Source organism: Streptomyces sp. NPDC127119, assembly GCF_042677425.1.
GTDB lineage: Bacteria > Actinomycetota > Actinomycetes > Streptomycetales > Streptomycetaceae > Streptomyces.
Genome location: NZ_JBHXTO010000088.1, coordinates 1 through 12,445, shown reverse-complemented (window position 1 = coordinate 12,445; position 12,445 = coordinate 1). Strand labels below are relative to the sequence as shown.

The 12,445-nt window shown below is 69.7% G+C and carries 10 protein-coding genes; 6 read left to right on the top strand and 4 right to left on the bottom strand.

Going from position 1 to position 12,445, the window contains the following annotated elements; all coding sequences use genetic code 11:
• Positions 1-37: 37 nt before the first annotated feature.
• The 5 genes from ACFVH5_RS29620 (at position 38) to ACFVH5_RS29600 (ending at position 5,946) form a co-directional block, all read left to right on the top strand.
• The gene (locus tag ACFVH5_RS29620) at positions 38-1,366 is read left to right on the top strand and encodes a polysaccharide lyase family 1 protein (RefSeq protein ID WP_385836771.1); all 1,329 of its coding nucleotides are present in this window, start codon (positions 38-40) and stop codon (positions 1,364-1,366) included.
• 2 nt (positions 1,367-1,368) lie between these two features.
• The gene (locus ACFVH5_RS29615; protein WP_385836770.1) at positions 1,369-2,490 is read left to right on the top strand and encodes a pectinesterase family protein; all 1,122 of its coding nucleotides are present in this window, start codon (positions 1,369-1,371) and stop codon (positions 2,488-2,490) included.
• 1 nt (position 2,491) lies between these two features.
• Positions 2,492-3,532, top strand: a complete 1,041-nt coding sequence (locus ACFVH5_RS29610; protein WP_385836769.1) for a pectinesterase family protein — start codon at positions 2,492-2,494, stop codon at positions 3,530-3,532.
• A complete protein-coding gene (locus tag ACFVH5_RS29605; RefSeq protein ID WP_385836768.1) occupies positions 3,516-4,763 on the top strand; it encodes a dienelactone hydrolase family protein in 1,248 nt (415 codons plus the stop codon). Before ACFVH5_RS29610 ends, ACFVH5_RS29605 begins: the two co-directional genes overlap by 17 nt.
• A gap of 73 nt (positions 4,764-4,836) precedes the next feature.
• Entirely contained in the window at positions 4,837-5,946 is a 1,110-nt protein-coding gene (locus tag ACFVH5_RS29600) for a right-handed parallel beta-helix repeat-containing protein (RefSeq protein ID WP_385836767.1), read from the top strand.
• Between the two features lie 5 nt (positions 5,947-5,951).
• Here ACFVH5_RS29600 and ACFVH5_RS29595 read toward each other — a convergent pair whose 3' ends face one another.
• The 4 genes from ACFVH5_RS29595 to ACFVH5_RS29580 all read right to left on the bottom strand — a co-directional run bounded on the left by ACFVH5_RS29595 (position 5,952) and on the right by ACFVH5_RS29580 (position 10,786).
• Positions 5,952-8,174: a family 43 glycosylhydrolase gene (locus ACFVH5_RS29595; protein ID WP_385836766.1), complete on the bottom strand. Its 2,223-nt coding sequence runs from the start codon at positions 8,172-8,174 to the stop codon at positions 5,952-5,954.
• A 235-nt stretch (positions 8,175-8,409) separates the two neighbouring features.
• Positions 8,410-9,237 carry a pectate lyase gene (locus ACFVH5_RS29590; RefSeq protein WP_384811989.1) on the bottom strand — a complete coding sequence of 276 codons (828 nt, stop codon included), beginning with the start codon at positions 9,235-9,237 and terminating at the stop codon, positions 8,410-8,412.
• A gap of 116 nt (positions 9,238-9,353) precedes the next feature.
• Complete coding sequence (locus ACFVH5_RS29585; RefSeq protein ID WP_385836765.1) at positions 9,354-10,211, bottom strand: hypothetical protein; 858 nt, start codon at positions 10,209-10,211, stop codon at positions 9,354-9,356.
• Positions 10,208-10,786: a SigE family RNA polymerase sigma factor gene (locus tag ACFVH5_RS29580; protein ID WP_384811984.1), complete on the bottom strand. Its 579-nt coding sequence runs from the start codon at positions 10,784-10,786 to the stop codon at positions 10,208-10,210. The genes ACFVH5_RS29585 and ACFVH5_RS29580 overlap by 4 nt, the downstream gene beginning before the upstream one ends.
• Positions 10,787-10,906: 120 nt before the next feature.
• Here ACFVH5_RS29580 and ACFVH5_RS29575 point away from each other — a divergent pair, with 120 nt between their 5' ends.
• Positions 10,907-12,358: an NCS2 family permease gene (locus tag ACFVH5_RS29575; RefSeq protein ID WP_385836764.1), complete on the top strand. Its 1,452-nt coding sequence runs from the start codon at positions 10,907-10,909 to the stop codon at positions 12,356-12,358.
• Positions 12,359-12,445: the final 87 nt, after the last annotated feature.

Sequence of the window (12,445 nt, the reverse complement as noted above, 5' to 3'; positions counted from 1 at the left end):
AAGTCGCCCCACTCTCCGCTTGGAAGGAACCGTACTCATGCGTGCTCATGGATGGCATGTACATGCCATAACCGTCTTCGCCGGATGCACCGCGCTCGCTCTCGGAGCGACAGCGACCGTCGCCCATGCCCAAACCGGACAGGCCTCCCAAGTTCGTGATCTCGGGCGGGAGACCCTTGCCGTCGGGGACGGGTGGGGCGCCGAGGGGGCCGGGACCACCGGAGGTTCGGCCGCTGACGCCGCGCACGTCTACACCGTCACCACCTGGGACGCGTTCAAGGCCGCACTGAAGGCCGGCGGGGACGCGCCCAAGATCGTCAAGGTCAAGGGCGTCATCGACCCGGTCGCCGAGGGGTGTGCCTCCTTCGCCGCCCCCGGGTACGACTTCGACGCCTATCTGGAGAAGTACTCGCCCGAGAACTGGGGCCTGGACACCGATCTGTCCGGGGAGCCCGCCGACAGTCCCGAGGGGCTGCGGGCCGCCTCCGCCGCCGGTCAGGACGCCGCCATCAAGGTGAACGTGCCCGCCAACACCACCATCGTCGGCGTCGGCAAGGGCGCCGGCATCAGAGGGGGCAGCCTGCAGATCAAGGGCGTCGACAACGTCATCCTGCGCAACCTCACCATCGAGGCCCCGCTGGACTGCTTCCCGCAGTGGGACCCGACCGACACGGCCACCGGCGCCTGGAACTCCGAGTACGACGCGGTCGTCGTGTACGGCTCCACCCATGTGTGGGTCGCCGACAACACCCTGACCGACGGCCGTTACCCGGACAGCACCCTGCCCACGTACTTCGGCCAGATCTACCAGCAGCACGACGGCCTGCTCGACATCGTGCGCGGCGCCAACTACGTGACGGTGTCCTGGAACGCGGTCGAGGACCACGACAAGACCATGCTCATCGGCAACAGCGACAGCGCCGGAGCGACCGACACCGGCAAGCTCAAAGTCACCCTGCACCACAACAGGTTCGAGGGCATCGTCGAGCGGGCGCCCCGGGTCCGCTTCGGGCAGGTCGACTCGTACAACAACCACTTCGTGGTGAGAGAGGGCCAGTCGTACGGCTACACCTTCGGCGTCGGGATCTCCTCACAGCTGTACGCCTCCGACAACGCGTTCTCGCTGCCCACCGGTGTCAGCGCCGCCAAGACCCTGAAGAAGTGGAGCGAGGCGCCGCTCACCGCCGAGAACAACTACGTCAACGGCCGCAAGACCGACCTCATCGCCGTCCACAACGCGGAGATCCCCGCCGAGACCCTCCGGTCCGGCGCCGGCTGGACACCCACCCTGCGGACCAGGGTCGACCCGCCGCGTGCCGTGCCCGGCATCGTCGACGGCCGCGCGGGCGCCGGAAAGGTCTGCTGACCATGACCCTGCCGACAAGGGCGAGCAGACGGTCCTTCGTCGTCGCGAGCGTCGGGGCCGCCCTCGCGCTGGGCGCCGGAGGAACCGCCCACGCGCGCGGCCGGTCCCCCTTCGGACGGTACGGTTCGCCGACGGCCCGGCTCGACGAGCGGACCCTGTACGTCCACCCCGGCGGCCTCGGCGACCACACCACGGTCCAGGCCGCCGTGACCGCCGCGAGCGGAACCGGACACACACTGGTCATCGCCCCGGGAACGTACCGCGAGACGGTCGCCGTCAGCGCCGCGCGTACGGAGCTGACCTGGCTCGGGGCCTCCGAGGACGCGCGTGACGTCGTGATCGTCTACGACAACGCCAACGGGACCCAGAAGCCGGACGGCTCCGGCCCCTACGGCACGACCGGCTCGGCCACCACGACCGTGCAGGCCGACGGGTTCACCGCCCGCGACATCACCTTCGCCAACGACTGGCTGCGCGCCGACCACCCCGAGATCACCGGCACCCAGGCCGTCGCCATCAAGGTGCAGGGCGACCGCTCGGCGTTCCTCCACTGCCGTTTCCTCGGCCATCAGGACACGCTGTACGCCGACTCCATCGCGCTCACCGCCTTCGCCCGGCAGTACTTCGCGCACTGCTACGTCGAGGGGGACGTGGACTTCGTGTTCGGGCGGGCCACCGCCGTGTTCGAGCACTGCCACTTCCGCACGCTGGAGCGCACGGACCTCGCCGGGGCCCCGTACGGCTTCGTCTTCGCGCCCTCGACCGCGGTCGCCAACCCGCGCGGCTGTCTGGTGACGGACAGCCGGGTGACGAGCGAGGCCCCGGACGCCTACTACAAGCTGGCCCGGCCCTGGGTGCCCGGCTCCGACAGCACCGCACGGCCCATGCTGACCGTGCGCGAGACCCGCCTCGGTGCCGGGATCGACGCCGTGGAGCCGTACACCAACATGTCGGCCGGCTATCCGTGGCAGAGCCAGCGGTTCGCCGAGTACCGCAACAGCGGTCCGGGCGCCGAGATCACCGTCCCCGCGAACCGGCCCCAGCTCACCCGCGCCGAGGCCGCCTCGCACACCCGGCGGACGTACCTCGGCGACTGGGCCCCCTGGTCCCGGGAGGGGTGCTGAGATGCGGCGGCGGAGCCTGATCACCGGGGCCGTCGGCGTGCTCGCGGCGGCCGGTGCCTCACCGGCCGCCGCCGAGGGCCCGCGCCGCCGGGTGCTGCACGTCCGCCCCGGCGACGCCGTCCAGGCAGCCGTCGACGCGGTCGACGGCCCCGGCCGGACGATCGTCGTGCACCCGGGCACCTATCGCGAGACCGTCAACATTCCCTCAGACGTACGGGACTTGACGCTTCTCGGCGCCTCCCGCGACCCCCGGGACACGGTCGTCGTGTACGACAACGCCAACGGGACGCAGAAGCCGGACGGCACGGGCACCTACGGCACCGCGGGCTCCGCCACCTTCACCTCGGCGGCGCCCGGACTGACCGTGCGGGGGCTGACGATCGCCAACGACTGGCTGCGCGCGGACCACCCGGAGATCACGGGGACCCAGGCGGTGGCCGCGTACGTCACGGGGGACCGGTCGCGCTTCGAACGGGTCCGGTTCCTCGCCCACCAGGACACCCTGTTCGCGGACACCACCGCACTGGACTCCTTCGACCGGCAGTACTACCGGGACTGCTACGTCGAAGGAGACGTGGACTTCGTCTTCGGGCGGGGGCGGGCGGTCTTCGACGGCTGCCACCTCCACACGCTCGACCGGGACGTGACCTTCAAGCCGGAGGGCATGGTGTTCGCCCCCGCCACGGCCCGCGCGAATCCGTACGGCTTCCTCGCCGTGCGGTGCCGTGTCACCTCCGGTGCCGAGGACGGCGCGTACAAGATCGCCCGGCCGTGGGTGCCGTCGTACGAGACGACCGCCTGGCCGTCGCTCGTCGTGCGGGACACCTGGCTCGGGCCGGGCATCGACGCGGTGGCGCCGTACACCGACATGCGCGAGGCGTACCCCTGGCAGACCATGCGCTTTCGCGAGTACGCCAACTCCGGTCCGGGGGCGGTCATTCCGGTGCCGGACAACCGGCCGCAGCTCACGGCCGCGGAAGCCGCGGAACACACCCACGGAACGTATCTCGGGGACTGGAGGCCGTATGAACAGCGGTACTGAACCCGCGCCCCTGGGCCAGTCGCCCCTGGGCCGGCGGTCGTTCGTGGCGGGTGCCGGGGCGGCGGCGCTGCTGGGTGTGGCGGGAGCCGGAGCGTCCACGGCCCATGCCACGCAGGCCACCACCCCCGCCGCACAGGCCACCGCCCCCGCGGCACAAGTGACGGGCATCGTGGAGGGCAACCTGCCCGACTTCCACCCCCTCCTCAAGGACGAGCTGCGCTTCCCGCTCGCCTGGGGCACCTCCCCGGTCCGGGACTTCCGGGCCTGGCGGCGGGCGGCCCGCTCGAAGGTCGAGGAGCACCTGCTCGTCGAGCGGGACCACACCCCGTACGAGCCCGTGTTCGACGAGGGTGATCGCGTCGAGGCCGACGGGTACACGCGGGAGTCGGTGACCCTCTCCCTCACCCGGTACGAGCGCGTCCGCGGCTCCCTGCTCACCCCGCACGGCACCGGGCCCTTCCCTGCCGTCCTCCTGCTCCACGACCACGGCGCCAAGTTCGACATCGGGAAGGAGAAGCTGGTCAGGCCCTGGGACGACGACACACGGCTGGCCTCCGCGCAGGCCTGGGCGGACCGCTGCTTCAGCGGGCGGTTCGTCGGCGACGAACTGGCCCGGCGCGGTTACGTGGTCCTCGCCCTGGACGCGCTCGGCTGGGGCGACCGCGGCCCGGTCACGTACGAGCAGCAGCAGGCCCTGGCGAGCAACTTCTTCAATCTGGGGTCCTCGCTCGCCGGGCTGATGGCCCGCGAGGACGTGCGCGCCGCCGGTTTCCTGGCCGGTCTCGACCGGGTGGACCGGCGGCGGGTCGCGGCCGTCGGCTTCTCCATGGGCGCCTTCCGCGCCTGGCAGACGGCCGCCCTCAGCGACGACATCGCGGCCACCGCGAGCGTGTGCTGGATGACCGGGCTGAAGGAGGTCATGGTGCCCGGCAACAACATCCTGCGCGGCCAGTCCTCGTACTGCATGCTCCAACCCGGGCTCGCCCGGCACCTCGACTTCCCCGACGTGGCGAGCATCGCCGCGCCCAAGCCGTCGCTCTTCTTCCACGGCGCCCAGGACACCCTGTTCCCCGCGGAGGGTGTCCGGGTCGCCCACGAGAAGCTGCACGCGGTCTGGCGCTCACGCCATGCCGGGGAGCACCTGCGCACCAAGGTCTGGCCCGACCTGGGCCATGTGTTCACCGCACCCCAGCAGGACGAGGTCTTCACCTGGCTCGACGCCGTCCTGTGACCGACGCACCCCCCACAGCTCCACAGCACCTGAGAACAACACCACCCGCCGAACGACGAAAGGTCCCCCCACCATGTCCCGTCGTACCGCTCTCTCCTTGACCGCAGTCCTCGCCCTCGGTGCCGGACTCGCCGTGATCCCGACCCAGGCGCAGGCCGCCACCGTGGTCGTCAGCACCACCACCGACCTGACCAACGCCATCAAGAACGCCACCGCCGGTACGGTCATCCAGGTGCGTGCCGGTACCTACTACCCGACGGCGACCCTCCAGTCGACCGCCAACGGCAGCTCCTCCAGCCGCATCTACCTGCAGCCCTACGGCTCCGAGACCGTGAAGATCGACGGCTCGAACCTCCCCGACGGGGACTGGATCTTCAAGCTCACCGCCGACTACTGGACCGTCTCCGGCATCACCTTCCAGAACTCGCCGGACAGCGCGGTCGTCTGCCAGTCGTGCGCCTCTACGGTCTGGGAGAACATCAAGACGATCAACGGCGGCGACTCCGGTTTCACGCTCACCGGTGACAGCACCACCAACAACACGGTCCGCAACATCGACTCGTACGGTCACTACGACGCCGCCACCCACGGGGAGAACGCGGACGGCATCGCCGTGAAGTTCGGCTCCGGCAGCGGCAACCTGATCACCGGGGCCCGCCTCTACAACAACTCGGATGACGGAATCGACTTCTGGTCGTTCTCGTCCCCCGTCACCGTCGAGCACACCTGGGCCATGGGCAACGGCAAGAACCGGTGGTCGGACTCGGCGTTCGCGGGCGACGGCAACGGCTACAAACTCGGCGGCGACGGCGAGGTGGTGGCCCACGTCGTCAACAACTCGGCGGCCTGGGACAACGCGGGCAGCGGCTTCACCGAGAACAGCAACACGGGCGCCATCGTCATCAACCGCACCACCGCGTACGCCAACGTCAAGTACGGCTACTACTTCGCCACCGGCGCGGCCAGGCTCGGCAAGAACCTGGCCGTGAGCAACGGGACCTCGGTCAGCAAGGGCGGTTCGGTCGTCTCGGCCGGCAACAACTGGGACTCCGGCATCTCGACGCCCTCGTTCCGCTCCACGGACGCCTCGACGACGTACAACAGCCGCCAGTCGAACGGCGCGCTGCCCGTGACCACGTTCCTGACCACGGGCAGCACGACGATCGGCGCGACGATGGACTGAGGGCGTCAGCCCTTCCGTACCGGCCGGACCGACTCCAGGGTCGGTACCACCGGGTCGATCGTCCCGTCGGCCGCGAAGGTCATACGGTCGACGGTCGTCTCCCGGTGGGTGCCGTCCCCGCCGGCCCGGCCGGGCCCGTTCAGGCCGAACCGGTGGTAGACGATGTACCAGTCGTCCGTGCCGGGGGTGTTCACCACCGAGTGGTGACCGGTGCCCTTGATGCCGTACTCCGGGCGCTTGGACAGGATCGTGCCCCGCTCGGTCCACGGGCCGAGCGGGGAGGGCCCGGTCGCGTACGCCACGTGGTAGTTCTCGCTGCGGGTGTCGTCCTCGGACCACATGAAGTAGTACGTGCCCCCGCGCTCGACCACGAAGGAACCCTCGCGGAAGTCGCCCTGGGTGATGTCCCGCACCTTCGACGCGTCGAAGGACACCATGTCGTCGTTCAGCGGGACCGCATAGGCGTGCCCGTTGCCCCAGTAGAGATACGCCCGACCGTCGACGTCCGTGAAGACCGCCGGGTCGATCATCTGGCCCTGGAACGAACCGCCCTTCGCCACCAGGGGTTTGCCGAGGGCGTCCTCGAAGGGACCCGCGGGGGAGTCGGCCACCGCCACGCCTATCTGCTGCTCGGCGCAGAAGTAGAAGTAGTACGTGCCGTCGCGCTCGGCGATCGCGGGCGCCCACGCGTTCTTGTCCGCCCAGGACACGTCGGGGCCCAGGTCGAGGATCTCGCCGTGGTCCTTCCAGTGGACCAGATCCTTCGACGAGAACGCCTTGAACTTCGTGCCGCTCCAGCCGGGGAAGCCGTCCGTCGTCGGGTAGATCCAGTAACGGCCCTCCAGGTACTGGATGTCGGGGTCGGCGTACAGCCCCGGCAGGACCGGGCTGCGGGTGGACACGGCCTCGAACGTCCAGGTGCGGGTCGTGCCGTCGGCGGCCGTCACCCTGTACTTCTGCGGTGTGCGGAAGTCGCGCCGCGTCCCGGAGGCGGGGCTGACCCGGGCACCCTCACCGATCCACAGCTTCGGCGCGAGCCTCGACAGGTCCTCGCCCGGCTCCATCGGCAGGACGACCTCGGAGGCGGCCTCGATGACGACCGCGTACCCCTTCTGGCCCCTCGCCGTGGCGTCCACGACCGAGGTGCCGCTCTCGGGATACGCGGCGAGCAGCCGGTCGTACTCCGCCCGCGTCACCGGCATGACCGTGCCGTGCCGGGGACTCGCGGGCAGCTGGTAGTTCGCCGACGGCGTCCACCGGCCCGAGTCGAGATCGGTCGTCTCGAAGGGCACATAGCCGCGCCCGCCGTACTCGTCGATGAACAGGTACCACTTGTCCTCGGTGTTCGACTTGAAGACCGTCGGCCCCTCACCGCGATCGATCGACCCGCTGCCGACGCAGTCCGCCACGAAGTCGTACGAGGTGTCCGTGAGCGAGGTGGACTTCTCCGCGGTGATGAACTTCGAGCAGGGACTGGAGGAACTCGGGTCGCGCTCGTCCTTGGTGAAGCGGTGGTAGGTGCCCTTGTGCTTCACCACGGTCGAGTCGATGACCGAGTGACCGGGGTCGTCCCAGACCTTCGGCTCACCGAACGCGCGGAAGTCCTTCGTGGTCGCGTACAGCATCTTGTTGTACGTCGAGCCGGTGTGGTCCGGGTCGTCGTCGGGGTACAGCTTGGACGCCCAGAAGACGACGAACTCACCGAGGCTTTCGTCCCAATACGCCTCCGGCGCCCAGGTGTTGCCCGCGTTGTCGGGGGCGACCTTCACCAGGCGCCGGTCGGTCCAGTGGACCAGGTCGGTGGACTCCCAGACCATCACCGACTTGCTGCCGTGCCGCTGGACGTGGTCCCAACTGCCGCTGGAATTGCGGTACATCCGCAGATCGGTCGCGATCATGTAGAACGTGTCGCCCTCGGGGGAGCGGATCACGAACGGGTCGCGCAGGCCCTTCTCGCCGGTCGTCGAGGTGAGGACCGGCTTCCCGGCGTTCAACTCCCGCCAGTGCAGGGGGTCGTTGCCGCGGCTGAGGGCGTAACGGATCTGCTCGCCGTCCGCCGTGCCCTCACCGGTGAAGTAGGCGAAGAGATAGCCGGCGTACTTCTGTCGGGCCGTGTCGGTCGCGTTGCTTGAGTCGCTTGCGTTGCTCACGTCGGTCACGCCGCTCAGGAGGAGGGTGAAAAGGGCGAGAATCGGGATCAGGAGTGCTCGGGCTGGGCGGGGGCGCATGACACATCCTGTGGGGGTCTGGTGGATTCTGTTGGGATGGATCGCCCTCGGAGTGTCACCAGGTGCGGACGGTGCGTCAATCGGCGCAAGCCCGGCCGGAGCGAGCGAAAGTTTCGGTGCGTTTCGCGGGGAGGCATGCGAACGCCCCTCGCGGTCGTCACCGGCGAGGGGCGTCGCCCTGACTGGCCGAGGGGGGCTCAGGCCAGCAGATCTGTGGCGTCCAACGACCCTGTGGTCACTGGTACGTGATGTCAGATGCCGTGTAGTTGCAATAGGTTCCGTCCGGGCCCGAACCGTTTGTCGTCGGCTCGGCGCCCGTGCTGTTGCCGATGTACTTCTGGCACGGCACGATCTTCTTGCTGCTGTCGCCGACGACCGTGATGTTCCGCAGGGCCGCGGTGTCGCCGTAGTTGGTGTTGATGCCGACCAGCCGCGAACCCGGCGCGGTCACCTCGACGGTGTTGAAGATCGAGGTGCGCTTGTACTGCGTCGAGCAGTTGCCGCAGGAGCGGTACAGCGTCTTGAAGTCCTGGACCGCGAACTTCGAGACGACGAGCTTGCCGCCGCCGTTGTGCTGGAACACCTTGTCCGCGGCCTTCTTCGCCCCGCCGCCGTACACGGTGTAGACGGCGGAGTTGCCGCCCTTGAAGGTCGCGGCGTCCTCACCGACGTCCTCCCACCAGACGTTCTGCAGGGTGCAACTGCCCTGGCAGTGCACGCCGTCGGCGCCGGGCGCGCCGATGATGACGTTCTTCAGCGTCGCTCCGTCCGCGAGCTGGAAGATCGGGTCCTGGCCCTCCTCCTGACCGTCACCGGCCAGATCGCCGCTGCCGTAGTAGCGCTTGTAGCCCCCGTCCCGGGTGCCCGAGACGGCGATGGTCGACGAGACGGCCTCGCTGCCGGTGGCGGTCGGCCAGGTGGTGGCGGCGCTCGCCGTCGACATCATCGTGCTGGTGAACATCGCGGCTCCCGTCAGGGCGAGCGCGGACACGCCACCGAGGAGGGCGCGCTTGCGGTCGGTCCTGCGGCGGTGACGTGCACGGGGTTCCACGCGTGAGGTCATGTCCCGTTCCTTCAGGTGGGGAGAGATCTTGCGTCTCCTGGTCGCCACCCGGACGGCATGGGTTGCCGCGTGCGCCGATTCTTCTCGACCTTCGGTCCTGCGGGGCGCGCCCGCTCCTACGGGTCGCCGTCGCCGGAGCCGGCGCGGGCGAAGCCGCCCGCCACGGCCAGTACTCGGCCGCCGGCCCGGGCGTCGGCCGTATACGTGTCGTCCCCGGCGTCGCGGCCACCGCGGTCGTGGTCGTACTGGCCCGCGAACACCCACTCGCCCGGCCACACCGTACGGCCCGGCCTGAGCGTCCATGTGTAGGTGAGGAAGCCGTCCCTCTCGGCGACGGACGCCGTGAAGTCGTCCTCGGGGGCGGAGCGCCAGGAGCCCGTCGAGGTGACTCCGCCGGTCTGCCTGACCTTCAACACGACCGTCAGCGCGGTGAGTTGCTTCTCTGTCTTCACCGTCACGTTGCTCTGCGCCCAGAAAGCGTTGCTGTGCGGGTCGACCGATCCGTCCGACCACAACGGCCCGTCCTCGGCAGCGGTACCGGTGCCGCCACCGGCGGTGGGGGAGGCCGGAGGGCTCGAACGCTCCGGCGGGGCCGACGAACCGGCCGGGTCCGGCGGGAGCGGGGCACGGCTCGACGCCTCCTGCTCCGGCGAGGGAACCGGGCTGGGGCTGACCGCCACCGTCTGGTCGTCCGGCGCCTCGGCCTTCAGCGCCGACGCCACGGCGTAGCCGCCGACCGCGAGCACGCCCGCGACCGCGGCCGTGGCACCGACGACACGGAACCAGCCGAGCGCGGTCGGCCGCGGGGCGGGACCCGGCGCGCTCTGCCCACCGGCCATACCGCGTTCGACGCGGGCCAGGATGCGGGCGCGATCGGGCTCGTACGACTCCGCCGAGTCCCGCAGCCGGGCCCGCAGTTCGTCGCGCGACTCGTCGTGGAGTCCGCCACGCGGTTCGCCGTGCACGTCCTTCATCGGCCCCTCCCCCCGGTGATCCCCCCGGTGCCACCGGCACGCAGCGCCGCCGCGTGCATCCGCCGCGGAGCGTCCCGCGACCCCAGCAGCCGCTGCAGCTCCGCCATCCCCTTCGACGTCTGGCTCTTCACCGTACCCACCGAGATACCGAGGGCGAGCGCGGTGTCCTTCTCCGAGAGGTCGAAGGAGTGGCGCAGGACGACACACGCCCGCTTGCGGAACGGCAGCCTGCGCAGCGCCTCCTGGACGTCCACCATGCCGGGCACGTCGGGGTTCTCGGTCCTGTCCTCGCGCTGCGACCAGAACAGGGTGATCCGTCGTCGTTCGCGCACCGCGCTGCGGATCCGGCTGCGCGCCATGTTGGCGACCACACCCCGTGCGTACGCCACCGGGTGGTCCGCGGCGCGCACGCGGTCCCAGCGGTGCCACAGTGCGAGCAGCGCGTCCGCCGCGAGGTCGTCGGCGGCGTCCGACTCACCGGTCAACAGATGGGCCAGGCGGGCCAGTTCGGAGTAGTGCCGCTCGAAGAAGTCGTGGAACTCCACGGAGGCGGCGTCGTCGACGACAGTGCCCACGGGCGACCTCTCCCTGTCGGTTCATTCTGTAACACGATGAAAACCTGAAACTGGTTCAACGCGGGAACAATCCAGCCAGCATCCGCTCACCAGGCACGCAGGCAACGAGGAGCATCCGCCATGTCCGAAACGCAGCAGGTGGAGGACCGGCCAGGCGCCGGACCGCCCCAGGCCAACAGTGTCGACCGGTTCTTCAAGATCTCCGCCCGGGGCTCCACCGTCGGCCGGGAAGTGCGCGGCGGATTCGCCACGTTCTTCACGATGGCCTACATCCTTGTCCTGAATCCCATCATCCTCAGCAGCGCGAAGGACAAGTTCGGCGACCAGCTCGACAGCGTCCAACTGGTCACCGCCACCGCCCTGGTGGCCGCCGTGATGACGATCGTGATGGGTGTCGGCGGCAACCTGCCGCTCGCGCTCGCCGCGGGGCTCGGCCTCAACGCCGTCGTCGCCTTCCAGATCGCCCCGCTGATGAGCTGGGACGACGCGATGGGCCTCATCGTCCTCGAAGGCCTGCTGATCTGCGTCCTGGTGGTGACGGGACTGCGCGAGGCCGTCATGTACGCGATCCCGCAGCCGCTCAAGCAGGCGATCAGCGTCGGCATCGGGCTGTTCATCGCGTTCATCGGCTTCGTCGACGCCGGGTTCGTGAGCCGCATACCGGATGCCGCCAACACCACCGTGCCGGTGCAGCTGGGGGCCACGGGCGCGCTGACCGGCTGGCCGATCCTGGTGTTCTGCCTCGGTGTCCTGCTGACCATCGGACTGCTCGCCCGCAAGGTCAGGGGCGCGATCCTGATCAGCATCGTGACCATGACGGTCGTCGCGATCGTCATCGACGAGATCGCGGACGTCAAGAGCTGGGGCCTGACCACGCCCCAGGTGCCCGACGACGTGGTGGCCTCGCCCGACTTCGGACTGCTCGGCGACTTCAGCCTGTTCGGCGCGTTCGGCGAGGTCAGTGTGATCACCGTCGTGCTGCTGGTGTTCACGCTGATCCTGTCGGACTTCTTCGACACCATGGGCACGGTCGTCGGCATCAGCGCCGAGGCGGGGCTGCTGGACGAGGAGGGCAGGGTGCCCAACCTCGGCCGGGTCCTGCTCATCGACGGCGCCGCCGCGGTCGCCGGCGGCGCGTCGTCCGCGTCCTCCGCCACGTCGTACATCGAGTCGGCGGCGGGCGTCGGCGAGGGGGCCCGTACGGGGTTCGCGAACCTCGTCACGGGCGGGCTGTTCGCCTGCGCGCTCTTCCTGACGCCGCTGCTGACGATCGTGCCGATGCAGGCGGCGGCGCCGGCGCTCGTGGCGGTCGGGTTCCTGATGATGACGCAGGTCAAGCACATCGACTGGGACAAGTACGAGATCGCCATCCCCGCGTTCCTGACGATCGCCGTGATGCCGTTCACGTACTCGATCACGAACGGGATCGGGGCGGGGTTCGTGTCCTACGTCCTCATCAAGACGGTGCTGGGCCGGGCGAAGGAGGTGCACTGGCTGCTGTGGGGGGCGTCGGCGCTGTTCCTGATCTACTTCGCGATAGACCCGATCGAACAACTCCTGAACGTGAAGTAGCCACGACCGCCACGATCCATTCGACTGCAGCCCCGGTGGGGGTCACCCGCGCAGTTCCCCGCGCCCCCAATCAGGGGCGCGGGGAAC